The following is a 24,557-nucleotide window of genomic DNA, read 5'->3' as shown; positions in this document are numbered from 1 at the left end:
CCCTCCAGTCCGCCTCGGCAAACGCATGACCGGACCCTGAATGCTGGCGCATTCAGGGCCGGTGCCGGTTCAGGGGCCTGGGAAGCGGGGTTCCACCTTGCCGGCTGCGCCGGCATCGACGGACCAGGGCGGAAGGGAGGGACAGGAACCTGCCGCCGCCAAGACGTCACCGTCGGATCAGCGGGGCCGCCCGAAGTTGTATTCCAGGGTCAGCCAGCCGGTGGTGGGCTTGCCGTTGCGGGTGGCGGGGCTGTAGGTGGAGTTGAGGGCGGCGTGCTGGGCGGCGTCGTTGTAGCCGAAGGGGCCGTCGACGCCCTTCACGATCACGACGCGCGCGGGGCGGCCGCCGGCGTCCACCATCACCTTGAGCTGCACGCGGATCTCCTGCTCGCGCAGGGCCGTGGGCAGGAAGCTCTTGTTGATGCGCGGCGCGGCGGGCACGGTGCGGTTCACGATCTGGGCCGCCGTCTCCACCACATCCTGGGCCGCGGGCGCCTGGGCCACGGGGGCGGGGGCCGGCTCGACCTTGGGGGCGGGGGCGGGGGCCTGCACGGGGGCGGGCTGGGGCGGCTGGGCCGCGGGCGCGGCGGCCTGGGCGATGGCCGTGGTCTCCTTGGCGATCTCCTGCCGCTTGCGCAGGGCCTCCTCCTTCTGGCGGTTCAGTTCCTCGGCCTTGGCCTTGGCCTCCTCCAGGTCCTTCTTGGCGCGGGCGCGCTCCTCGGCGGTCTTGGCCTCGGAGGCCTTCTTCGCGAGCTGGTCCTGCAGGGCCTTCTGGGCCTCCTCCTGCTTGGCCAGGTCCTGGAGGCGGTTGTCGTTGGCGGCGTTCTTCTGCTGCAGTTCGGCCAGCTGCCGCTGCAGGTCCTCGTTCATCCGGGTGCTCCGGAGGTAGTTGTAGCCCATCACCCCGAAGAGGAGGGCGAGGGCGACGCCGCCCCAGATGAAGAACTTCGCGCGGCTGGTGCCGTCGGGGGCCACGAGGACGTTGTGGGCCGAGGCGTCGGAGGGCAGGAAGGGGGTGAAGTCCGCGGCCTGGTCGGCCTTGATGGCCTGGACGTCCTGCTCGCTCTCCTCGCGGAAGAGCGTATGCATGTAGAAGGCCATGTTGAACGTCGTGGGGCTGTGGTCGCCGTCGTAGAGGACGCGCTCCAGCTCCTTGTTGAACTCGCCGAGGCTGGAGAAGCCCTGGGTCTCGGCCAGGAGCCTGCGCAGGAGGCCCGCGATCTCGCCGGGGATGGGGCCGTCCTCCTGGGCGGCCTTGAGGGTCGCGCGGGAGATGGCGGCGGCCGCGGCGTCCCGGGCCGGAGGGGCCTCGAGGGTCAGGAGCTCGAAGAGCACGGCGCCGAGGGCGTAGAGGTCCTGGTGGAGCGGGGAGGCCCCCGGGAGCCGGTAGGGCGAGAGGGTCTGCTCCAGCTGGCGCGCCTTGGGCAGGACCGCGGCCAGGGCGGCGGCGCCCGGCGTGTCGATGATCTGTGTGGCGCCCTCGTAGCTCACCCAGACGCTGTGCGGGGTGAGGAGGCCGTGGTGGAGACCCTTGGCGTCCAGGGCCAGGAGGGCCTGGGCCATGCCCTGGATGACGGACAGGGCGTGGTCGACCCCGAGCGGGATCTGCTCCTCGCGGGTCTTCCGGATCACCTGGGCCAGGCTGCGCCCGGGGATGTAGTCGCAGACGGCGTGGGGGGCGCGCCCGGCCTCGACGTGGTGGCCGGTGCCGAGGCCGCGGGTCCCGGCGAGGAGGCCCGCGACGCGCTGGGCCTCGGGGACCTTGGCGGAGAAGCCCGCTTCGGCCACCTCGTCCGGGAAGGTCCGGATGAGCACGTGCTTGCCGAAGGCGCTGCCGTTCAGGGTCAGGCCCCGGTGGACCTTGCCGAGGGGATCCGCCGAGAGTTCGCTGGAAAGCAAGTACGATCCGAGACGGGTATACGAGGCCATTTCCACTCCAGGTTGATAATGAACGATAGCAAGAAACGGCTATCGGCCGGGGTGGATTTCGTCGGCCTGGGGCACCCAGAGGTCGCCGACCGCCCGCCAGAGCTGGATCCACAGGTTGGCGGTGGCGTGGATGCCGTTGGAATACGCCAGCTGGAGCTGGGCGAAGGGGACGGACAGTTCGTCCCAGCCGCCCTTCCTCCGGCCGGTGCCCTCGTCGAACCAGGCCTGGAGGGCCTCGTGCCGCTCGAACTTGGTGCGGGCCCATTCCAGCAGCTTGGGCCGGGGGTCCAGGGGCGCCGCCACGGCCCAGAAGGGCTCCCGGCTCAGCACGAGCCGGGCCAGCTTCTCCTCGCCGTAGGCCTGGAAGGATTCCCGGAGGGGCGTGACGCCCTTGACGGCCGAAGGATCCGTGAGGAGCTGGACCTGGTGGGCCAGGACCCCCAGCTCCCGCGCGATGCGCTCGGGCCGCTTCCGCTCCTCCGAGAGGGCCACGACGCGGCGGAACTGCTCCTCCACGTCCTCCACGGTGGGGACCTGGTCGTTGTGCTGGCCCCGGGCCCCGGCGAGGAGGTCGCGCCGGTGGTCCTCCAGGAAGCGGGCCATGCCCGCGGGCAGGAGGCGGGCGGCCTTGGTCGTCTGGGCCTCATGGAAGGTGGGGCTCCAGGCGGCCAGCGAACAGCCGGCGGCGAACAGGATCGCGGGGCGCAAGGGACGTGGCATCATCGGTTGTTTTCCGGCATGAACCTCCATCTTGCCATGGATCCTCCCGGGCCTAGACTCGGACACCATGCTGGACCGGGAATCCCTCTGGCGCCGGTGGAGCGGCGCGGGCCTCTGGGGGCCGGCCTGGGCGCTTGCGGCGGCCTGTTCGGTGCCGTGGCTCCTTCCGGAGGCCTGGAGCGGGGAGGTCGTCCCCGGCCTCCAGGTCCTCGGCTGGGCGGCGGTCCTGGCCACGGCCCCCTTCGCCCTGCGGCGGCGCGGGAACGGGGTGGCGCTGGCGGCGGCCCTGGCCTGGGGCGTCCTGGGCGCCCTCGCCGGGGAGGCGCGGCGGGAGGCCGCCCTGCCCGAAGGCTTCCAGGAGGTCCGGGGGCGCGTCGCCACCCCCTGGACCCTCCGGGGCCGGTCCCTGCGGGCGGAAGTGGCCGGGACCGGGCCCCTCGAAGGCCTCCGGGTGGGGGTCTCGGTGCCGGCCCGGAGCGCGCCGCCCCCGGGGCCGGGCACCCCCGTCGTCTTCCGGGGCGCCCTGGAGCGGGTGGCGCCCGCGCCGGCCTTCCTCGCTGAGCGGCCCCTCTGGCGGGCCCGGGACGCCGGCCCGGCCCGGTTCGTCCGGCTGGCCTCGGGGGCCTGCCTGGCGCCCCTGGGCCCGCCCCGGCCCGGGCCCCTCCTGCGGCTCCGGGCCTGGGTCCGGTCCCGGTTCGAGGCCCTGCCCCTGCGGGGGCCCGGCCGCGACCTGTGGGGGGCCATGGCCCTGGCCATCCCGCCGGCCTCGCCGGAGGCCTTCACCCCCTTCGCCGAGAGCGGCACGGTGCACGTGCTCGTGGTGTCCGGCCTCCACCTGACCCTCGTGATGGGCGCCGCGGAGGCGCTCTGGCGGCGCCTCCGGGGTCCCGGGGGCGCCTGGGCCGCCGCCGGCGCCGGGCTGGCCTACGCCCTCGCCACGGGCTTCAGCGCCCCGGTGTGGCGGGGGCTGCTCATGGGCTTCGCCTGGGCCGCGGGCCGGGCGACGGGCTGGAAGGCGCCCCCCGTCCTGGCCCTCCACGGGGCCCTGGCGGCCTGGATCCTGATCCGCCCCGCCTCGGGCTGCGATCCGGGCTTCCTCCTGTCCTGGGGGGCGCTGGCGGGCCTGCTGTGGGCCCGGGAGCCCGTCGCGGGACTCCTGGGGCCCCTCGCGGGCCGCTGGGCGGACCCGGCGGCAGCCCTTCTCGCCCCCTGGCTTTCCACCCTGCCGCTGCTCGCCGTCCTGCACGGGGGCGCCCCCCTGGGGGGGCCCCTCGCCAACCTCCTGGTGCTGCCCCTGGTCTCGTGCCTGGTCCCGGCCTGCCTCCTCCTCACCCTGGCGCCCGCGCCGGGCCTCGTGGAGGCCCTGGGGGCCGTCCTGGGCTGGCTGGGCGGGACCCTGGTGCCAGCCTTCGCCCGCATCACCCCCCTGGCCACCGGGTGGTTGCCGCCCTGGCTGGCCCTGGGAGCCGGCTGGTTGCTGTTGGGTCAGGCGGCCAGCGCCTTCCGCCGCACCCGCGCCCTGGCGGCGGCCCTGGTCCTGGGGTCCCTCCTGCTCCTCGCCCGGGGCGGGACCGGCGCGCCGCCGGCCACCTTCAGCCTCGAGGCCATCGATGTGGGGCAGGGGGATGCGATCCTCGTGCGGGCCCCCGGCGGCGAGGCCACCCTGGTGGATGCGGGACCGGATCCCTGGGCCGCGCGCCGGATTGTCCGGGTGCTGAGCCGGCGGGGGGTCCGGGAACCCGTCCATCTGGTCCTGACCCACCCCCACCTGGACCACGCGGGCGGGTGGATGACCCTCGCCCGCCTGTGGCCCCTGGCCAGCGTCGCCCGGCCCGCCATGGCGGCGCCGCCCTGGGCCCCCTTCCAGCCCCCCGGAACGGACCCCCGGAGCCTGGCCCGGGGGGCGGCCTGGACCCGGGGGGCCGCGGCCTTTTCGGTGCGTTGGCCGCCGGGCCCCCTCCGCCTGCCGGACGTGAACATGAACTCCCTGGTCCTGCGGATCCGCTGGGGGGCGCACGAGACCTGGCTCATGGGGGACGCCCTGGCCCTCCAGGAAGCGGACCTCCTGGACCTGGGGGACCCCGGGCCCGGCCCGCCCCACCGGCTCCTCAAGGCCGGCCACCACGGCAGCCGCAGCGCCACCGGCCGCGCCTGGGCCGAGGCCCTGGGGGCCCCCGTCGTCCTGGTCACCGCCGGGCGGGGCAACCGCTTCGGCCATCCCCATGCCGCCACGCTGGACACCCTGGCCGGCGCCCAGGTGTTCGTCACCGGCGACAGCCTGGGCGTCCGGGCCGAGGCGGTGCCGGGGGGGTGGCTGGTCTCCACCGGCCGCGGCTGGGAAGGCCGGTTGACGGGGTGGGCCGCGCGCCCCGACGCGGCTGCGAGCGGCCTGGGGCCCCCAGGGGGCGACCGTCGGGAAGGCACTGCCTTCCCGACGCCCTAGGGGGCGATGCCCCCGATGGACGTGCAGCGGCCGCTCCCCTCGGATGATTCAGGCAACGTTGCGGAGCCTGTCTAGGCCGGTCCGAAGAGCCCCAGGCGCGCCAGGGCCGCCAGGAGGGACCGGCTCGCCTCGGCGTGGTGGGCCCGCCACTCGGCGTGGGCGGCGGGGCCCACCCGGTTGGCCACCGCGAGGACGGCGCCGCAGGGAATGCCGGCCGCCTCGCAGGCCGCATACACGCCCGTCAGTTCCAGGTGCTCCACGCCCGCGAGCCGGGCCAGGGCCCCGGCGCCGGCCTCGGTGCGGGTGATGGCCGGGGGGACGGCGACCGTCTGGGCGGGGAAGGGCAGGGGCGGGTGCCAGGTGGCGGCCCAGCGGCTGCGCTCCAGATCAGGCCGGTAGGCCCTCCCTTCGGCTTCCTCCACCGAGGTGGCCACGGCCTCCTGCGCCCACACGGCCTGGCCCAGGGCCAGGTCCTCCCCGTAGGCGCCGCAGGTGCCCACGAAGAGCACCCGCTCGGGCGCCAGAGCCTGGAGGAGGCGGGCCGTCTCGAGTGCGGCGGGCAGGGCGCCGATCCCCGTACAGGCGGCTATCCAGCCCGTGGCTGGTCGCCCGGTAAACCCGGCCAGTTCGGGGGGGAAGGCGGCGAGGAGCAGGGACGGGATCGGGGCCATGGAACCCATGGTACGCCGGAAGCCCCGGGATCCGGCGGTCCGGGAACCTGGCCGCCCTGGGGGGCATAGGTATTAAATATTTATCCGACCTGGACGGGTCCGGCCTGAGGGGAGCCCCCACCATGCCTTTTCGCTACTGGATCGCCCTGGCCTGCGCCGTACTGCTGATCCTGGTGGGCACGTTCGCCTGCACCTGAGCCACCGCCACGCACTCGCCGGGTTCCCTGGGCATCCACCCGGTCCTGAACGGGACGGTCGGGTCCGGGCTTTCCGGCCGGCCGGCGCTTGCGGGCCGTTGGGTCCGTCCGGCGCGGGCCTCAGGCCTCCGGCGCCGGATCCGTCTCCTCCACGGGGGCGGGGGCGGTGGGCTCGGGTTCCGTCTGGCCGTCCTTCTGGTGCCGGCGGGCACGCTTGTCTTCCTGCTTTTGCTGGCGGGCGAGATCCTTGAGGCGCTTCTCGCGTTGGTAGTTCGGCCGGGCCATCGCCAACCCCCTATCAAAAGGCCCGCCCACGAAGGGGCGGGCCTGGACATGCTGCTGGTCGACCTAGAGCTTGACGACGTTGGTCGCCTGGGGACCCTTCTGGCCGCGGCCGGTGTCGAAGCTGACACGCTGGCCCTCGTCGAGGGTCTTGAAGCCGGTCGCCTGGATGGCGGTGTGATGAACGAAGAGATCGGCGCCGCCCTCATCGGGGGTGATGAAGCCGAAACCCTTTTCGGGATTGAACCACTTGACGGTTCCCTGAGCCATGAACTACTCCAAATTGTCTCGATGGAAAAAAAGGGCTGGGTGCAAGTCGAGACAAGGGCCGGCTCAGCAGGGGAACCCCCGAACCGATCGGGAGTCCTCTGGATCCATCCTGACAGGCCGGGCGCCAGGAGGGAAGCCCCAACCATGGAAATGGGGCGCCCGAAGGCGCCCCAGTTCATTCAGGCTGACAAGCAGTCAGGCGGCTACTTCTTCTCTTCCAGGACGGCCTGGGCGGCGGCCAGGATCGCGACGGGCACGCGGTAGGGGCTGCAGCTGACGTAGGCGAGGCCGGTGCGGTGGAAGAACTTCACCGAACGGGGATCGCCGCCGTGCTCGCCGCAGACGCCCAGCTTGATGTCGGGGCGGGTCTTGCGGCCCTTCTCGCAGGCGATGCGCACGAGCTCGCCGATGCCTTCCTGGTCCAGGGACTGGAAGGGATCGTCCTCGAGGATCTTCTTGGAGACGTACTCGGGCAGGAAGCTGCCGGAGTCGTCGCGGCTGTAGCCGAAGCCCATCTGGGTGAGGTCGTTGGTGCCGAAGGAGAAGAACTCGGCCTCCTCGGCGACCTTGTCGGCGGTGATGGCGGCGCGGGGGATCTCGATCATGGTGCCGATGGGGCACATGAAGTCGGTCCCGTTCTCCTTGTTGACGGCGGCGATCTCGTCGAGCATCTGGTCCTTGGTGAACTTCAGCTCCTTGACCGTGCCGATCAGGGGGACCATCACCTCGGGCATGGCCTTGACGCCCTGCTTCGAGACGTTGATGGCGGCCTCGGCGATGGCGCGCATCTGCATGCGGATGAGCTCGGGGTAGGTGATGCCCAGGCGGCAGCCGCGGTGGCCCATCATCGGGTTGAACTCGTGCAGCTTCTCGACCCGGTGCTTGACCTCCTCGATGGTGACGCCGAGGACCTTGGCCATCTCGGCCTGGCCCTTCTCATCGTGGGGCACGAACTCGTGGAGGGGGGGATCCAGGAGGCGCACGGTGACGGGCAGGCCGTTCATGGCCGTGAAGATGCCCTCGAAGTCCTTGCGCTGGTAGGGCAGGAGCTTGATGACGGCGGCCTTGCGGGCCTCCTCGTCCTTGGCCAGGATGAATTCGCGGACGGCGGGGATGCGCTCATCCTCGAAGAACATGTGCTCGGTGCGGCACAGGCCGATGCCCTGGGCGCCGAAGGCGCGGGCCACGGCGGCGTCGTGCGGGGTGTCGGCGTTGGTGCGGACCTTCAGGGCGCGGTACTTGTTGGACCACTCCATGATCTGGGCGAAGCGCTGGAAGGTCTCGCTGGCCTCGGGCTTGAGGGTCTTCTCGACCAGCACCTGGTTGACTTCGCTGGGGAAGGCGCTCAGCTTGCCGGCGTAGATCTCGCCCGCGCTGCCGTCGATGGAGATGAAGTCCTCGCCGGCCTTCAGGACGATGTCGCCGACGCTGACGGTGCGCTTGGCCACGTCGATGACGAGGCTGGAGGCGCCGCAGACGCAGGGCTTGCCCATGCCGCGGGCGACCACGGCCGCGTGGCTGGTCATGCCGCCGCGGGCGGTGAGGATGCCCTTGGCGGCGACCATGCCGGCCAGGTCCTCAGGGGAGGTCTCGATGCGGACGAGGACGACGCCCTTCCGCTTGCTCGGATCCAGGCTCTCTTCCTTCTCGGCCAGGGCGACCGCTTCTTCGGCGGACAGCGCGATGAGGCCGACGGCGGCGCCGGGGCCCGCGGGCAGGCCCTTGGCCATCATCTTGCCGGCCTTCTTGAAGGCGGCCTTCTCCTTCGCGTCGAAGATGGGGGCCAGCAGCTGGGTCAGATCGTCGGCGTTGAGGCGCTTCAGGCCTTCCTGCTCGTCGATCATGCCTTCCTTGACCATGTCCAGGGCGATGCGGATGCCGGCCAGGGCGGTGCGCTTGCCGTTGCGGGTCTGCAGCATGTAGAGCCGGCCCTGCTGGATGGTGAACTCGAGGTCCTGCATGTTCTTGAAGTGCTTCTCGAGCTTCTGGCAGGTGTCGTAGAGCTCCTTGTAGACGTCGGGCATGACTTCTTCAAGGCTCTTCAGGCCGCTGTCGGCGGCCTGGTACTTGGTGATCGGCTGCGGGGTGCGGATGCCGGCGACGACGTCCTCGCCCTGGGCGTTGATCAGGTACTCGCCGTAGAAGTAGGGCTCGCCGGTGCCGGGGTCGCGCGTGAAGGCCACGCCGGTGCCGCAGTCGTCGCCCATGTTGCCGAACACCATGGTCTGCACGTTGACGGCGGTGCCCCACTCGTCAGGGATCTTGTTCATGCGCCGGTAGATGATGGCGCGCTCGGTGTCCCAGCTGTTGAACACGGCGCGGATGCCGCCCAGCAGCTGCTCCCAGGGATCCTGGGGGAAGTCGCGGCCGAGCTTGGCCTTGACGATGGCCTTGAACTCGCCGCAGAGCTGCTTCCACTCCTCGGCGGTGATCTCGGTGTCGAGCTTCTTGCCGGTCTTGTGCTTGAGCTCCTCGATCTTCTCCTCGAAGTGGTCCTTGTGGACGTCCAGCACCACGTCGCTGTACATCATGATGAAGCGGCGGTAGGAATCGTAGGCGAAGCGGGGGTTGTTGCTGGCCTTGGCCAGGCCCTCGACGGTCGCGTCGTTGAGGCCCAGGTTCAGGACGGTGTCCATCATGCCGGGCATGGAATCCCGGGCGCCGGAGCGGACGGAAAGGAGCAGGGGCTTCTCGGCGTTGCCGAGGGTGCGGCCCTGGTTGCCCTCCAGCCACTTCAGGGCCTCCTTGATCTGCTCCACAACGTCGGCGGGCAGCTGCTTGCCGGCCTGGTTGTACAGGGTGCACACGTCGGTGGTGACGGTGAACCCGGGGGGAACGGGGATGCCCAGCCCGGCCATCTCGGCCAGGTTGCAGCCCTTGCCGCCCAGGAGGTTGCGCATCGAGGCGTTGCCCTCGTTCCGGTCGCCGCCGAAGGTATAGACATGTTTCGTCATAGAGACTCCTCCTCCTGAAAAAGACCAAACGAAACCAGTCTACCCTGAGCCCGGCAAAATGCCCGCGTTATTTCCAGAGTGGACGATCGTCAAAACGCATCTGCGCAAGGGTTTGGAGCCCCCTGTTTCCGCTGGCGCGGAGGCTCCCGCTGTGAGATCATGGTCGATTCGCGTCGGGAGACGCTGGAGGAGGACCCATGGCCGGCATGCGCCCGAAGGACCCCAGGACCGGGACCGCCCGGACGAAAGCACCCGCGGGAAAGACGGGCGCCGGAAGACCTTCCGCCCGGCCTGGCGCGGCCAAGCCTCACGCCGCCCGGCCTGGCGCGGCCCGGCCCGGCGCGGCCAAGCCCCACGCGGCCCGGCCCGGGGTGGGGCGTCCCGCCGCAAGCCGGCCGACCGGACCCAAGGCCGCCGCGCCCGGCAAGGCGGCTCCCCGGAAGGCCGCCCCCCGCGCCGGCGGCAAACCGGCCCAGGCCGGTGAGCGTCTGCAGAAGATCCTGGCTGCGGCCGGCGTGGCCTCCCGCCGGGCCTGCGAGGAGATCATCCTCGAAGGCCGGGTGCAGGTGAACGGGGTGACCGTCACCGAACTGGGGACCCGGGCCGATCCGCGCCGGGACGAGATCACGGTCGACCTCGCCCCCATCGCCCGGGAGGCGCCGGTCTACATCCTCCTGAACAAGCCCAAGGGCTACGTCACCACCGTCAAGGACGACCAGGGCCGCCCCACGGTCATGGCCCTCGTCCACGGGGTGGAGGCCCGGGTCTATCCCGTGGGCCGGCTGGACTTCAACTCGGAGGGCCTGCTCCTCCTCACCAACGACGGCGAGCTGGCCCAGCGCCTCAGCGCCCCCGACTTCCACGTGCCCAAGGTCTACCTCGTGAAGGTCCACCGCATGCCCAAGCCCGAACTCCTGGACGAGTTCCGGGAGGGATTCCGGCTGGATGGGCGGCGCCTCAAGCCCTGCCTGGTCGAGGTGGTCGACAAGGCGGAGAACCCCTGGCTGAAGGTCACGCTGACCGAGGGGAAGAACCAGCAGATCCGCCGCATGTTCGCCGCCGTCGGCCATCCGGTGAGCAAGCTCCGCCGCATCCAGTTCGGGCCCCTGGACGATCCTTTCCTCAAGCCCGGCGCCTGGCGTTTCCTGGACGCCCAGGAGCTGTCCGCCCTCAAGAACCTCTAGGCGCCTGGCGCCTCGTCCGTCCACGTGAAGCCGGGGTCGGAGGAGGCGACGGTCACGAGGTGGTGCGCCAGGGCCCAGCCCACGTCCCAGGACTTGAGGCCCTCGAGGGGCCGGGGGTCCACCAGCTCGTCCAGGTCCACGCCCACCCAGCGCGCCCGGCCGGTGTTCTTGGCGGCGTAGAGGCACTGGTCGGCCATGCGCAGGGCCTGCTGCCAGTCCCCCAGCTCGGGGGCGCGGGGGTGGATGGGCAGGGCGGCGTAGCCGATCGAGCAGGTCATGGTCAGGTCCACGCCGCCGGGGAGGGTGAAGATCCGGTTGCGCACCGTGTCCAGGAGGCCCTGGGCGATGGCGGGGGCGCTGGCGCGCTTGGATCGGCGGGCCACCAGCAGGAACTCCTCGCCGCCCCACCGCACGAGGCTGTCGGTGGCCCGGGTGACGGAGCGGAGGGTCTGGGCCAGCTGCTGGAGGATCTGGTCCCCCGCCAGGTGGCCGTGGGTGTCGTTGACCCGCTTGAAGTGGTCCAGGTCCATGAGGAAGAGGAGCACGTCCTCCTTGCCGGCCTCGGGCAGGCCGCCGGCGTCCAGGATCTCCCGGTAGGTGCGCGCGGCTTGGCGGGCGTCGGTCGGGAGGCTCATGTCCAGGAAGCGGCGGTTGTGCAGGCCGGTGAGGGGATCCACGAGGGTCGCCTCCTCCAGGGCCCGGTTCACCTTCTCCAGCTCCTCGGTGCGGGCGGCCACCATGGCCTCCAGGGCGGCGTTGCGGCGGGACAGGGTGGCGGTGCGGCGCCGGAAGCCGAGGACGACGGCCCCGGCGGCGGCCAGCGCGCCCAGGGCGCGGAACCACCAGGTGCCCCACCAGGGCGGGAGGATGCGGAAGGGGTAGACGGCGACCGGCCCGGGGGGGCCGTCATCCATGCGGCTCCGCACCTCGAACCGGTAGTCGCCGTCGGCCAGGGCCGGGAAGCGGTCCATGCCCCGGTTGACCAGGGGCCGCCACTCGTTCTCCAGGCCCACGAGGCGCACCTCCTGGACCACCCGGGCCTCGTTCAGGAAGGAGAGGGCCCCGAACCGGAATTCGAGGGTGTTCTCGCCGTAGGGCAGGCGGGGCGCCTTGCCCCCCAGGGGCAGGGGGCCCCGGCGGCCGAGGACCTCGGTGATGCGGGTGACGGGCGGCTCGGGCTGGCCCTTGAAGGCCCGGGGGCTGAAGTGGGAGATGCCGTTGCTGAAGCCGTGCCAGAGGCCGCCGTCCGCGTCCGTGGCGATGCCGTTGGCGCTGGGGTCCTGGCTCAGGAGCCCGTCGCCCTTGCCGAAGGTCTCCAGGTTGTGCCCGTCCCAGCGCTTCATGCCCCCGCCCGTGCCCAGCCACAGGACGCCGGAGGCGTCGAAGGCCATGCTGACGATGGAGTCCTTGAAGAGGGCCTCGGGCGTGGTCATGGCCTGGACGACCCGCCAACCCTGCTCGGTCCGGGTCACCCGGTTCAGGCCCCGCGCGTCGCTGAAGGCCACCCACATGAAGCCCTGGGGGTCCCTGGACAGGCTGCCGCAGTTCTCGCCCAGGAGGCCGTCCTTGACGCCCAGGCGGGTCCAGGCGCCGCCGTCCAGGATGTAGAGGCCGTGGGCCGTGGCGGCGAGGATCCGCCCGGCGCGGTCGCGGCGCAGGGCGTTGACGCGCTCGTTGGCGCCCTCCCCGGGGAAGGGCTTGGCCTCGGTCTTCCAGGCGCCGCCCTCCCGGTGGATGTGGTAGACGCCGGTCGTGAGGGTGCCCAGGTAGATGCCGCCGGAGCCGTCCCCGGCCAGGGCGAGGATCAGGTCGGAACTCTTGACCCCGGTGGCGAGGATCCGCTCGGCGCGGTTCTGCTTGAGGTCGTAGCGGATCACCGCGTTCCAGGGCTCGTTGAGGGCGGTGCCCGCGAACCAGAGGGCCTCCCGCCCTTCGCCGCCGCCGGACATGAGGGTCCGCCCCTCGGTCCCGGGGAGCACGGACCAGCGCTCCCCCTGGAGCACGGCGACGCCGTGGTCGGTGCACGCGAAGATCCGCCCGTCCAGGCTGCGCCCGATGTCCCACACGGTCGGCGAGGGCAGGCCCTGGTGGGTGCCGAAGTTCGTCCAGAGGAAGCGCCCCTTGAGGCGGTGCACCCCTTCGCTGCCGACCCAGAGGGAGCCCTCCCGGTCCACGAGGGTCACGCCCGCCCAGCCGCCTGGCAGGCCCTTGTCCTCGCCCAGGACCCAGGCCTCCTCCCCGTCGAAGCAGACCAGGCCCTTGGAGGTGCCCACCCAGATGCGCCCGAGCCCGTCCTCCACGGGCCGGTACGCGTTGAACGCGTTGCCCGGGAGCTGGCGGGTGAGGTCGGTCCAGGCGCCTTCCCACTGGTCCAGGCGCCAGAGGCTCTGGCGGTTCCGCAGGAAGATGCGGTGGAGCCGGTCCTCGATGACGCGGGCCGTGGTGCCCTGGAAGGTCCGGGGCAGGTCGCGGCTGACCCAGAGGCCGTCCTCGAGCTTCCAGATCCGGTCCTCCGTGAGGACGAGGAGGGTCCGGAGGTCCCGGGACGCCCAGCCCGTCGTGATGGGCCCGGGGAAGGTCCGGGCGGGGTGCATGGGGCCGGGGGCAGCCCGGGTGTAGAGGGTGGATCCGCTGCCGGCGAAGGCGGCCCCGGCGGTGCCGAGGGCGGCGAAGGCGGCCCGGGTGGCGGGAAGGCCGGGGACCGGCAGGTGGACCGCGCCGGTCAATTCGAACAGGCCGCTGTCCGTGCTGACCCAGAGCCCGGCATCGGCCGCCGTGGCGATCTCCCAGATCGTGCTGGATTTCAGGCCGACGCTCCAGCGCCGGAAGGTGTGGCCGTCGTACCGGAAGAGGCCGTCGTCCGTGCCGGCCCACAGGAAGCCGTCGGCGTCCTGGGCCATGGAGAAGACCGACAGGTTGCCCAGCCCGTCCTCGATGCCGTAGCTCCGGAACCCGAAGACCCCCGCCTGGACGCCCCGGGGCGGGGGCGCCGCCCCCTGGAGCGGAGCCAGGAGGATCAGGCCTGCGAGGACGCTGGTGACCGTCTTGAGGATGGCGGGCCCCCGGGGGGAACGTTGGGAAATCCGGCTGGAATTTGCCACGAATATACAGGGTGATGGGTGCGGGTTCAAGCGCCTAGCGCGCGAGGGCGAGGATCTCGAGGACCTTCTCCTCCGTGATGTCCCGGCGCTCCCCGAGGGGCAGGGCCCGGCGGGCCTGGAGGCGCTCCACGATCTCGCCGAACCGGTCCTCGCCGACGGCGTAGGCGCTCAGGTGGGTGGGGCTGCCCATGGCCTCGAAGAAGGCCCGGGTGGCGATGATGCCCTTCTCGATGCGGGAGCCTTCGGTGCCCTCCCGGATGTCCCAGACCCGCTCGGCGAACTGCAGCAGCTTCTCGCGCTTGGGCACGCGCTGGACCCACAGGAGGTTGGGGAGGATGATCGCCAGCGTCTGGGCGTGGTCGAGGCCGTGGAGGGCCGTCAGCTCGTGCCCGATGGCGTGCGTCGCCCAGTCCTGGGGCACGCCGGCGCCGATGAACCCGTTGAGCGCGGCGGTGGCGCACCACATGACGTTGGCCCGGGCGTCGTAGTCGCGCGGCTCGGCCAGCGTCCGCGGTCCCTCCTCCACGAGGGTGCGGAGGATCCCCTCCGCGAAGCGGTCCTGGAGGGGGGCCCCGGCGGGGTAGGTCAGGTACTGCTCGGCGACGTGGGCGAAGGCGTCCACCACCCCGTTGGCCACCTGGCGGGATGGAAGGCTGAACGTGGTCTCCGGGTCCAGGACGGAGAACCGGGGGAAGAGCAGGGGGGAGCCGAAGGACATCTTCTCCTTGGTGGCGGCCCGGGTGATGACGGCGTACGAGTTGGATTCGCTGCCGGTGGCGGGGAGGGTCAGCACCGCGCCCAGGGGGAGGGCGGTCTTCGGAGGCATGCGCCGGTGGACGATGTCCCACTCGTTGCCGCCCTGCCAGGGGATGGCCGCGGCCATGAACTTCGTGCCGTCCAGGACGGAGCCGCCGCCCACGGCCAGGAGGAAATCCACCTCCTCGCGCCGGGCCAGCTCGACGCCCTTCATGAGGGTCTCGAAGAGGGGGTTCGGCTCGATGCCTCCGAACTCGATGATGTCGAAGCCCTCCAGGGCCCGCCGCACCTGGTCGTAGACGCCGTTGGCCTTGATGCTTCCGCCGCCGTAGGTCAGCAGCACCCGCGCGCCCTGGGGGATCTCCCGGGAGAGCCCGCCGATCTGGCCTGCGCCGAAGAGGATCCGGGTGGGGTTGTGGAAGGTGAAATTCTGCATGGCCGCTCCCGCTGTCGTCCTACTTGCACTCCATCCAGTTCGCGCCGCGGCGCACCTCCGCCGCCAGGGACACGCCCAGGGTCCCGAGGTCGTCCGCGCCCTCCATGGCTTCCCTGAGCAGGGCCTCCACGCGGTCCGCCTCCTCCGGCGGGGCCTCGACGAGGAGCTCGTCGTGCACCTGGAGGAGAAGCCGCGCGGCCAGGCCTTCCTTCGCGAGGGCCTGGGCGAACCGGACCATGGCGCGCCGCATGATGTCCGCGGCCGTGCCCTGGACGACGGTGTTCACCGCCTCCCGCAGGGCCTGGGCCTTGAGCCCGGGGTTGGAGGAATGGAGGTCCGGGATGGGCCGGACCCGGCCCCACCGCGTCCTGACCAGGCCGTCCTCCAGGGCCCGGGCCTTGGTGGCCTCGATCCATTCGGCCACCTTGGGCATGCGCTCGAAGTACCTGTCGATGAAGGCCTTGGCCTCCTTGAAGGTGATGCCGAGGCTGCCGGAGAGGGCGAAGGCGCCCTGGCCGTAGAGGAGGCCGAAGTTCACGGCCTTGGCGGCGGAGCGCTGGGAGGGCTCGACGGCCTCCATGGGCACGCCCATGACCTCGGAGGCGGTGCGGCGGTGGATGTCCTCGCCCCGCTCGAAGGCCCCCAGGAGCACCGGATCGCCGGCGAGGGCCGCCACCACGCGCAGTTCGATCTGGCTGTAGTCGGCGTCCAGGAAGACCCAGCCCGGCCGCGGCACGAAGGCGGCGCGGATGGCGCGCCCCTCCTCGGTCCGCACGGGGATGTTCTGGAGGTTGGGGTCGGAGGAGGCCAGGCGGCCCGTGGCCACCGCGGCCTGGTGGAGCCGCGTGTGGAGCCGGCCGGTGACCGGGTTGACCATGGTCGGCAGGGCCTCCACGTACGTGCTGAGGAGCTTCTGGACCTGGCGGTGGCGCAGGAGGACCTGGGCGATCTCCCCGTCTTCGCGCTGGGCGAGCTCGGTCAGCACGTCCTCGTCCGTGGCCGGGGCCTTGGTCTTGTCGGTGCGCTTGAGCACGGGCAGGCCGAGCTTCTCGTAGAGGATGCGCCCCAGCTGGGCCGGGCTGTTGAGGTTGAAGGGTTCCCCGGCCAGCTCCACGGCCCGGGCGAGGGACGCCTCGCGCTGGGCGCGGAGGTCGACGGCGAGGCGCTCGAGGACGGCCGGGTCCAGGCGGACCCCGTCCAGCTCCAGATCGGCGAGCACCGCCACGAGGGGCAGGTCCACCTCCCGGTAGAGGCGCTCCAGGCCGGCGGCGTCCACCAGCGGCCCCAGCTTGCGGCAGAGGCGCAGGGCCAGGTCCGCGTCCTCGGCGGCGTACTGCACGGCCTGGTCGAAGTCGGCCTCGTCGAAGCGCTTCTGGGCCTTGCCCTTGCCCACCACGGCCTCGAAGGGGATGGGCCGGAGGTCCAGGTGCCGGCTGGAGAGGTCGTCCAGGTTGTGCCGGCTGCGGGCGTCCAGGAGGAAGCTGAGCACCATGCTGTCGTCGCCGACGCCGGCCACGGGCAGGCCGTGGCGGCGGAGGACCTGCAGGTCGTACTTGAGGTTCTGGCCGGCCTTGGCGACCGCGGGATCGGCGAGCAGGGGGGCCAGGATCCGCCGCACCTCCCGGAAGGGCAGGTTCCGGGGGTCCAGGTGGGGGGCCAGGTCGTCGAAGAAGGCTTCGGGATCGCCCCGCAGGTCCAGGAGGGCCTCGGGCAGGCCGGATTCGGGGAGGAGGCCCGGCAGGGCCCCTTCGGCGGCCTCGGAGCCGGGCTTGAGGTGGGCCAGGGGCACGTACAGGCCGTCCCCCTCCTGCCAGGCGAGGCTCAGCCCCACCAGGTGGCCGCGCACCGGGTCGAGGGAGGTGGTCTCGGTGTCCAGGCCGAACCGGCCCGCCTGGCGGCAGGCGGCCACCGCGGCCTCCAGGTCCGCCAGGGTGGCGGCGGCCCTGTACCGGCGCTCCGGGGCCGGGGCCGTGGCGCTGCCGACGGCGGTGAACTCCTTGGTGAGCTGCTCGAAGCCCAGGGCCTTGAAGGCGTTCCGGGCCTGGGCCATGTCCACGCCGGGGTAGGCGAGGTCGGCGGGGGTGACGGGCAGGGTCAGATCGGTGACGACGGTGACCAGGCGGCGCACCAGGGGGAGGCGATCCAGGGCGGCCTCCAGGCCCTCCCGGTGGGCCTTGCGCTTGAGCTCCCCGCGGTGGGCCAGGATGGCGTCCAGGCTGCCGTACTGGTCCACCAGGTCCCGGGCGCCCTTCTCGCCGATGCCGTCCACGCCCTTCACGTTGTCGCTGGCGTCCCCCATGAGGGCGAGGACGTCCACCACCTGCTCGGGCCAGACGCCGAAGCGCGCCTTGACCCCGGCCCGGTCGATCCAGACCTCGCCGTCGCGGTTGTTGAGCACCTGGACGCCGCCGGGGTCGTCCACCAGCTGGAGCAGGTCCTTGTCGGGACTCACGATCACGGTGGGCAGGCCCTCCCGGCTCGCCATGCGGGCGAGGGTGCCCATGACGTCGTCGGCCTCGTACCCGGCCAGCTCGACCACCGGGATGTTCAGGGCCTGGATGAGGTCCTTGATCAGGGGCACCTGGGGCCGGAGATCCTCGGGCATCTCGGCGCGGTTGGCCTTGTATTCCGGGTAGATCTCGTGGCGGAAGGTGGGCTCGGGCCGGTCGAAGACCGCCGCGATGTGGGTGGGCTTGTGCTGGGCGACCAGGGCCAGGAGCATGCGGGCCATGGTGTAGGCCGCGCCGTTCTTGAGGCGCATGTTGCCGTAGTAGGCCCTGAAGATGAGGGCGAAGGCGTCGATGAGGTAGAGGCGTCGCTCGGTCATGTGGGCCCAGTTTATCCCAGCGTCATCCCATGCCGAAGGTCTTCCGGACGGCCCATTCCCAGAGGGGGGCGGGCAGGAGGGCCCGGCCCAGGAGGGCGATGCGGGCATCCCGGCCAATGACCAAGCGACGGGGCGGGGTCCGGCGGCCCAGGGCCTCGGCGATCCGGGCGGCGCAGGCGGCGGCGGACAGGCCGTGCGCCCCCGCCCGGGCCTTCTGGCGGGCGAGGTAGGCCAGCATGGGCGCCAGGTAGGGGGTCCCCTGGAGGCGCTCCGGCAGGTCGCCCAGGCCCTTGGCCAGGGTCTCCCGGAAGTCGCTCTGGATGGCGCCCGGCTCCACGAGCATCACCCGCACCGCCGGACCCGCCTCCAGGCGCAGGGCCTCCGCCAGGGCGGCGACCGCGTGCTTGGAGGCGCAGTAGGCCCCGGCCAGCGGAATGGCCATGCGATCCAGGATGGAGCCCACCTGGACCACCCGGGCGTCCCCGGAGCGGCGGAGGAGGGGGAGGAAGGCGACGGTGGCGGCCTGGAGGCCCACCACGTTGGTTTCCAGCTGGGCCCGCAGGTCGGCGGGCCTCAGGTGCTCGATGGGGCCGGGGACCCCATAGCCGGCGTTGTTGACCAGCACCCGCAGGTCCAGGTCCCGGCAGGCCTCCACGGCGGCGGCGAGGCTGGCGGGATCCGTCACGTCCAGGGCCAGGCGGCGGAGGTCGGGTCCGTCGGGCAAGTCGGCCAGGGTCTCCGGCCGCCGGGCCGTGGCGACCACGCCCCAGCCCTGGGCGCGCAGCGCCGGCACCAGGGCCCGTCCGATGCCCGTCGAACAGCCCGTTACGATCGCCCAGCCCCGCATGCGCACCTCCCGAGACCTACCCTACCCCGCCTGGGGGGGTTTCGGGGGTCAGAGGAGGGCCAGGGTGCCGGCCAGGTAGAAGCAGGCCTCCACCCAGGGCTCGAACCGGTGCTTGCCGGCGGAGAAGCGCTCCTGGAAGAACCAGAGGTGCACGAGGGGGTAGGCCAGGCAGGCGCCGAGGATGCCCAGCTGGGCCCAGGGGCGGGGCGTGGGCTCGACGCGGATGGCCCAGGCCATGGCCACGGCGGTGAAGGCCAGGGAGCCGGCCAGCAGGAGCTTGGTGGTGCGCCGCCCGAAGACGATGGGGAGGGTGTCCTTGCCCAGGATCTGGTCGTTCTGCATCTCGCGCAGGTTGTTGAGGGTCGTGCGGGCGAAGCCCATGACGGCCACGAAGAGGATGCCGGCCCAGACCCGCGCGCCCCAGGGCATGCCGTCGTGCCAGAGGGGCAGGGCGAGGGCCACCACGGCCAGGGCGGAGGGCACCAGGATGTCCTTGGAGCCGGGGATGTCGTCCAGGCTCAGCTGCCGGGAGCCGAGGCGCAGGCGGCGCTTGTAGACCACGCCGAACACCGAGGCCGCGGCCACCACCGCCACGGAGCCGATGCCCAGGCTCGCCGTGAGGCCCAGGGCCATGCCCAGGGAGACGAGGGCCGTCCCCAGCATGACCCGGCGGTTCCGCTCCAGCACGCGGGCCCGGGCGGGCCCCTTGGAGCCCAGGCCCAGGGGGTTGAGGAAGGGGGCCAGGAGGAACATGGCCAGCACGTACAGGGCCGTCACCACGGGGTACTGCCAGATGACGGGCAGGCCCGTCCAGGCGTGGACGCCCACGGTCAGGAAGGCGGCGCCGACGGCCAGACGCAGGGGCACGCCGAAGGACGCGCGGAGGGCCTTGGTGAGCCGGTCGGGCCCCTTGCCGAGCTGCTCCAGGACGTCCACCACCTCCTCCACCAGCCAGGTGGGGGTGGAGGCGCCGGCCATGACGCCCACCGTCTCGGTGCCCTGGAAGGCGCCGAGGTCCAGTTCGGACGCCGTCTCCACGTACTGGACCGGCTTGCCGTTGCGGAGGGCCAATTCGGCCAGGTGCTTGGTGTTGGACGAGGCCTTGCCGCCCACGACGACCACCGCGTCCACGGTGCGGGCGAGGGTGGCCGCCTCCTCCTGGCGGGTCCAGGTGTCCTCGCAGATGGTGTTCTCCACGATGCACTGCCCGGACCGGGACCGGATGTCGTCGGAGATGGCGTGGAAGTCCTTCACGGTGAACGTGGTCTGGGCGACGATGAGCACCTTGCCGAGCTGCTCGGGGGTCAGGGCCCGGGCCTCCTCCATGGAGGAGACGATGGCGCTGCCGCTTTCGGCGAAGCTCTGGTGGGCGACGCTCTCGGCGTGGCCGTGGGTGCCCAGGATGACGGTGAAGTACCCCTTGGGGCTCCACTTCTTGATCTTGCTGTGGACCTTGGCCACCTCGGGGCAGGTGGCGTTGACGATGTCCAGCTCGCCCTTGGCCTGGCGCTCCTTCAGGCCCCGCAGGGACTGGATGGGGATGCCGTGGGCCCGGATGACGACGGCCCCCTCCTTCACGTCCTCGGGGCGGTCGGCCACGGACACGCCGCGCCGGCCGATGAGCTCCAGGGCCTGGGGGTTGTGGATGAGGGGGCCCAGGGTCTGGACGGGGCCGGCCCCGGACCGGTTGGAGGCCTCCAGCACGGCGTCCATGGCCCGGCGGACCCCCCAGCAGAACCCCGCCGTCTTCGCCACGATGACCTTCATGCCCCCGCTCCCTAAAGATGACCGATCAGGTCAGTAATCCAGTCTAGCGCCCTGGGGACGGGCCTTCGAGGATATTTCCTGGCAATCCGGCCGGTTTTCCCATTAACTAGGAATTCGGGGGATGAGATTCCCAAGGATATTTGTACATGACTGCCGCTCCGCTGCTTCCGGTATCGCTGACCTGCAACACCGATCTGAGATTCATCGACCTGATCCAGGTGGTCGGGTCGGAGCTGCTCAAGCACATGAACTTCTCCCATGAAGACGGGGAGCGGGTCTGGCTGGCCATCCAGGAGGGCATCGCCAACGCGATGCGCCACGGCAACAAGCTGGACAAGCGGAAGCCCGTGGAGGTCACCTTCACCCCCCTGGCCAACCGCCTGGAGATCCGCATCAAGGACACCGGCGCCGGGGTGGACCTGGACGCCCTCCCCAACCCCAACCTGCCCGAGAACCTCCTCAAGCCCTGCGGCCGGGGGGTCTTCTTCATGAAGCAGGTCATGGACCAGGTCGCCATGGAATCCCACGCCCAAGGCAGCACGCTCGTCCTCGTCAAGCTCCGCCGGTCGTCCGAACAGCCGGAGGCCTGACCGGAGGGCGGCGCCTCAGTTGCCCAGGTAGGTGAACCAGAAGCGCACCCCCAGGGTCTTGGCCTCGAACCCATCCGGAAGGCGGGGCAGGGGGTCGGAGCGGCGAACGGCCATCAGGGCGCTCTGGTCCAGGGCGGCGTTGTTGCTGGGGATCTCCACGCGGGCCCCTTCGATGCCGCCGTCCCGGCGGATGCGGAAGTAGATCTGGACGCGGCCCTGGCTGGAGGTCATGCGGTTCCAGTTGCCGGTGATCCGGGCCTGGATCTGCTGCAGGTACCACAGGAAGGGGAAGTCCCCGTCCAGGTCCCCCACGAGGCCGGTGCCGCCGGCGACGCCGTTGGTGGCCCGGAGCCCGGGGATGCCGGTGGCGGTGCCCACGCCGCCGCCCCCGCCGCTGCCGGCGGCGCCGGGGGTGGGGTTGGGGCTGGGGTTCCTGCCCTTGGAGGCCACGGGGGCCTTGCCCATGCTGTCGGGATTGGTGCTGGTGCCCTGGACGGGGCGGCTGGGCCGGGTGCCCCAGGCGTTGGGGGTCGCGTTGTAGCCCGTGGGCTCGCTGCGTTTGGGGGCCACTTCCTCGACCCGGCGCTGGCGTTCGCCCTCCTTGCCCTCCTCCAGGGGACCCTGGCCGCCGGCCTCGCCGGCGACGCCGGCCGCGGGCAGGGAGACCCAGGTCACCTTGGTCTCCTCCTCCGCATCCTTGGACTGGGGCGTGAAGAGCAGGGCCGCCACGGCGACGGCGTGCACCGCCAGGCTCGCGGCCAGGCCCCGGCCGAGGCCGAGGCTGCCGAGCCTGGCCCGTTCCCTGAGATACGCGTAGAGTTCCTGGCTCACGGCGGCCTCAGGGTGCCAGGGGCTCGGCGCCGGCGGGGGCGGTGGAGGCCTGGGTCACGAAGCCCACCTGGGTGAAGCCCGCCTCGCGGATGGCGTCGACGACGGTGATGACGCGGCCGTAGGGGATGTTGAGGTCGGCGCGCACCATCACGGGGCGCTTCCTGCTCTCGGCGGCCCTGCGCCGGAGTTCGGCCTTGAGGGCCCCTTCCTGGACGAAGCGCTTCTCGAACTCGATGCGCCCGTCCCGCACGAGGGTGACGACGAGGGCCTCGGATTCCAGGTTCTTCCCGGTCCTGCTCTCGGGCAGGTTGACGTCGACGCCGGTGGTCAGCATGGGGGCCGCCACCATGAAGATGATCAGGAGCACGAGCATCACGTCGATGAGGGGCGTCATGTTGATTTCCGCCATCTGGCCGTGCCTGGAGCCTGGATTGAAAGCCATCACCTAACCTCAACGACAGTCTACACCTTCCCGTAGAATGGAGGCATGGGAGCCTCCATCCGCCTCATTGTCAGCGAGAAACCGAGCATGGGCCGCGCCATCGCGGCCGCGCTGGGGATCCAGGGTTCGGGGCGGAGCTTCATCCAGGGGGGGGACGTGATCGTGACCTGGTGCGTGGGCCACCTCGTGGAGGCGCTGGCGCCGGAGGGCTACGATCCGGCCCTCAAGCAGTGGCGCATGGACCGGCTGCCCTTCTTTCCCGAGGCCTTCCGCTACGCCCCCATCGAGGCCACGAAGGACCAGTACCAGGTCGTCGAGCGCCTCATGAACCGGGAGGACGTGACCGAGATCGTGAACGCGACGGACGCCGGGCGCGAGGGCGAGCTGATCTTCGACCTCGTCTACCGCCTCAGCGGGACCTCCAAGCCCGTGGTCCGCTTCTGGACCAGCAGCCTCACCGACGACGCCATCCGGGAGGCCTACGGCCGCATGAAGCCGGGCACGGCCTACGAGGGCCTCCGGGACGCGGCCCGCTGCCGGCAGGAGGCCGACTGGCTCGTGGGCATCAACTGCACCCGCGCCCAGACCCTGGCCCAGCGCCGGTCCGGGGGGGAGGGGGTCTTCTCCGTGGGGCGGGTCCAGACGCCGACCCTGGCCCTGCTCGTGAACCGGGAGCTGGAGATCCAGAACTTCGTGCCCAAGGACTTCTGGACCCTCTGGGCGGTGTTCCAGGCCGGGGCCGGCACTTACCGCGGCAAGTGGTTCCGCAAGGAGGACGGCAAGGACGTGGAGCGCTTCGACACCGAGGCGGCCGCGCGCGACCTGGCGGAGGCCCTCAAGGGGCACCCCGGCAAGGTGGCCTCCGTCACGGCCAGGACCGAGAAGAAGAAGCCGGAGCTCCTGTACGACCTCACCGCCCTCCAGAAGGAGGCCAACAAGCGCTTCGGCTTCACCGCCGAGCACACCCTAGAGGTGGCCCAGGACCTGTACGAGGCCAAGCTCATCAGCTACCCCCGCACCAACAGCCGGTGCCTGACCGAGGCGGACGCCGCCAAGGCCCCCGGCTGGATCCGGTCCCTGGCCCAGGGCCAGCTGGAGGAGCTGCGCCCGTACGTGGACCAGCTCCGCAAGCGCTGGCCCGTGAAGCTGGACAAGCGCTTCGTCAACGACAAGGAGGTCGAGGACCACTCGGCCCTCGTGCCCACCGAGACCCCCGCGCGGAGCCTCTCCGGCGACCGCCTGAAGATCTACGAGCTGATCGCGCGGCGCTTCCTCGCGGCCTTCTGGCCCGACCGCATCGAGGGGAAGACGACGATCGTGACCCACGTGCTGAAGGAGGCCTTCAAGACCACGGGCACGGTGGTGAAGGAGCTGGGCTGGTCCGAGGTGGACCCGCCCCATTCCCGGCCGCGCCGCGAGGCCAAGGCCGAGGACGGGGAGGAGCCCGAGGAGGAGGAGTCCGGCCTCCTGCCGGCCGTCACCAAGGGGGAGGCGGTGGAGACCCGGGAGCTCTTCCCCAAGGCCGGGAAGACCACCCCGCCCAAGCGCATGTCCGAGGCCGACCTGCTGGGGGCCATGCAGAGCGCGGGGAAGGAGCTGGACGACGAGGAGCTCAAGGGGGCCATGAAGGACTGCGGCCTCGGCACCCCGGCCACCCGGGCCAACATCATCGAGACGCTCCTGAAGCGCGGCTACGTGGAGCGCAAGCGGAACATCCTGCAGCCCACCCCCAAGGGCATCGAGCTCGTGCGCAGCCTGAAGGCGGAGGTCCTCACCAGCCCGCAGCTCACCGGCGAGTGGGAGGCCAAGATGGAGCGCATCCGCCGGGGCGAGGCGGCCCGGGACGCCTTCATGGAAGGCATCCGGGCCTTCGTCTCGGAGGTGATCGCCCAGATCCGCGACGCGGCCCCCGCGCGGCCCCGCCCGGCCACGGGCCCCGTCGTGGGGACCTGTCCCCGCTGCGGCTCCTCCCTCCACCTGCGCACCTGGGAGGGCGCCCACTACGCCCGCTGCGGCGCCACGGCCGACCCCGAATGCAAGGTGGGCTTCGCCTGCGGCGAGGACGGCGCGCCCCTGGAGACCTGCCGCCGCTGCCGCGGGCCGCTCCGGACCACCCGGGCCGGGGCCAAGGTGTGCGTGGCCTGCGGCGCCTGGGACGCGGACCTGCCCGAGCACATGCCCGAGGCCGGCACCTGCCCCTCCTGCGGCCAGCCGATGCGGCTCGTGCCGTCCACGGCCCGGGGCCAGTGGTTCCGGCGCTGCGCCCCCTGCGGCAGGACCGAGCCCGCCGTCTGAGGCGAGGATTTCCCC

The 24,557-nt window shown here is 71.9% G+C and carries 17 protein-coding genes; 4 read left to right on the top strand and 13 right to left on the bottom strand.

Annotation, left to right across the window (positions count from 1 at the left end; all coding sequences use genetic code 11):
* Positions 1–177: 177 nt before the first annotated feature.
* Positions 178–1,899, bottom strand: a complete 1,722-nt coding sequence (locus R2J75_RS12060; RefSeq protein WP_316410256.1) for an energy transducer TonB — start codon at positions 1,897–1,899, stop codon at positions 178–180.
* Positions 1,900–1,968: 69 nt separating this feature from the next.
* On the bottom strand, positions 1,969–2,637 hold the full coding sequence (locus R2J75_RS12055) for a hypothetical protein (RefSeq protein ID WP_243333120.1): 669 nt from the start codon (positions 2,635–2,637) through the stop codon (positions 1,969–1,971).
* Positions 2,638–2,680: 43 nt separating this feature from the next.
* Here R2J75_RS12055 and R2J75_RS12050 point away from each other — a divergent pair, with 43 nt between their 5' ends.
* Positions 2,681–5,092, top strand: a complete 2,412-nt coding sequence (locus tag R2J75_RS12050) for a ComEC/Rec2 family competence protein (RefSeq protein ID WP_243346570.1) — start codon at positions 2,681–2,683, stop codon at positions 5,090–5,092.
* Positions 5,093–5,163: 71 nt separating this feature from the next.
* On the opposite strand, the gene R2J75_RS12045 is transcribed toward R2J75_RS12050, so the two are convergent.
* The 4 genes from R2J75_RS12045 to ppdK all read right to left on the bottom strand — a co-directional run bounded on the left by R2J75_RS12045 (position 5,164) and on the right by ppdK (position 9,466).
* Positions 5,164–5,763: a phosphorylase family protein gene (locus tag R2J75_RS12045; protein ID WP_243346569.1), complete on the bottom strand. Its 600-nt coding sequence runs from the start codon at positions 5,761–5,763 to the stop codon at positions 5,164–5,166.
* A 317-nt stretch (positions 5,764–6,080) separates the two neighbouring features.
* The gene (locus R2J75_RS12040) at positions 6,081–6,245 is read right to left on the bottom strand and encodes a hypothetical protein (RefSeq protein WP_243346568.1); all 165 of its coding nucleotides are present in this window, start codon (positions 6,243–6,245) and stop codon (positions 6,081–6,083) included.
* A gap of 63 nt (positions 6,246–6,308) precedes the next feature.
* Positions 6,309–6,512, bottom strand: a complete 204-nt coding sequence (locus R2J75_RS12035; protein WP_243333127.1) for a cold-shock protein — start codon at positions 6,510–6,512, stop codon at positions 6,309–6,311.
* 203 nt (positions 6,513–6,715) lie between these two features.
* Positions 6,716–9,466, bottom strand: coding sequence for a pyruvate, phosphate dikinase (ppdK, locus tag R2J75_RS12030; RefSeq protein WP_316410255.1), 2,751 nt, complete (start codon positions 9,464–9,466; stop codon positions 6,716–6,718).
* Between the two features lie 197 nt (positions 9,467–9,663).
* Between ppdK and R2J75_RS12025 the strand changes: the two genes are divergently transcribed.
* Positions 9,664–10,650: a pseudouridine synthase gene (locus R2J75_RS12025; RefSeq protein WP_279342025.1), complete on the top strand. Its 987-nt coding sequence runs from the start codon at positions 9,664–9,666 to the stop codon at positions 10,648–10,650.
* On the opposite strand, the gene R2J75_RS12020 is transcribed toward R2J75_RS12025, so the two are convergent.
* Genes R2J75_RS12020 through ispH form a run of 5 tightly spaced genes read right to left on the bottom strand, consistent with a single transcriptional unit; the run spans position 10,647 to position 20,384 of the window.
* A complete protein-coding gene (locus tag R2J75_RS12020; RefSeq protein WP_316410254.1) occupies positions 10,647–13,751 on the bottom strand; it encodes a ligand-binding sensor domain-containing diguanylate cyclase in 3,105 nt (1,034 codons plus the stop codon). The two genes, R2J75_RS12025 and R2J75_RS12020, sit on opposite strands and share 4 nt — an antisense overlap.
* A gap of 34 nt (positions 13,752–13,785) precedes the next feature.
* Positions 13,786–14,943: an iron-containing alcohol dehydrogenase gene (locus R2J75_RS12015; RefSeq protein ID WP_243333148.1), complete on the bottom strand. Its 1,158-nt coding sequence runs from the start codon at positions 14,941–14,943 to the stop codon at positions 13,786–13,788.
* A 19-nt stretch (positions 14,944–14,962) separates the two neighbouring features.
* Positions 14,963–17,770 (bottom strand): DNA polymerase I, encoded by a 2,808-nt coding sequence (gene polA, locus R2J75_RS12010; protein ID WP_243346563.1) that lies wholly within the window; start codon positions 17,768–17,770, stop codon positions 14,963–14,965.
* Positions 17,771–17,792: 22 nt separating this feature from the next.
* A complete protein-coding gene (locus R2J75_RS12005; RefSeq protein WP_243346562.1) occupies positions 17,793–18,617 on the bottom strand; it encodes an SDR family NAD(P)-dependent oxidoreductase in 825 nt (274 codons plus the stop codon).
* 48 nt (positions 18,618–18,665) lie between these two features.
* Entirely contained in the window at positions 18,666–20,384 is a 1,719-nt protein-coding gene (ispH, locus tag R2J75_RS12000) for a 4-hydroxy-3-methylbut-2-enyl diphosphate reductase (RefSeq protein ID WP_243333155.1), read from the bottom strand.
* Positions 20,385–20,530: 146 nt separating this feature from the next.
* Here ispH and R2J75_RS11995 point away from each other — a divergent pair, with 146 nt between their 5' ends.
* Positions 20,531–20,974, top strand: a complete 444-nt coding sequence (locus R2J75_RS11995) for an ATP-binding protein (RefSeq protein WP_243333157.1) — start codon at positions 20,531–20,533, stop codon at positions 20,972–20,974.
* A gap of 15 nt (positions 20,975–20,989) precedes the next feature.
* Here R2J75_RS11995 and R2J75_RS11990 read toward each other — a convergent pair whose 3' ends face one another.
* Together R2J75_RS11990 and R2J75_RS11985 are read right to left on the bottom strand one after the other, a co-directional pair.
* Positions 20,990–21,805, bottom strand: a complete 816-nt coding sequence (locus R2J75_RS11990) for an energy transducer TonB (protein WP_243333159.1) — start codon at positions 21,803–21,805, stop codon at positions 20,990–20,992.
* A 7-nt stretch (positions 21,806–21,812) separates the two neighbouring features.
* Positions 21,813–22,247: an ExbD/TolR family protein gene (locus tag R2J75_RS11985; protein ID WP_308220643.1), complete on the bottom strand. Its 435-nt coding sequence runs from the start codon at positions 22,245–22,247 to the stop codon at positions 21,813–21,815.
* 45 nt (positions 22,248–22,292) lie between these two features.
* Here R2J75_RS11985 and R2J75_RS11980 point away from each other — a divergent pair, with 45 nt between their 5' ends.
* Entirely contained in the window at positions 22,293–24,542 is a 2,250-nt protein-coding gene (locus R2J75_RS11980; RefSeq protein WP_316410253.1) for a DNA topoisomerase 3, read from the top strand.
* Positions 24,543–24,557 lie beyond the last annotated feature (15 nt).

Source organism: Mesoterricola sediminis (assembly GCF_030295425.1).
GTDB lineage: Bacteria > Acidobacteriota > Holophagae > Holophagales > Holophagaceae > Mesoterricola > Mesoterricola sediminis.
This window is presented reverse-complemented; position numbering and strand designations above follow the sequence as displayed.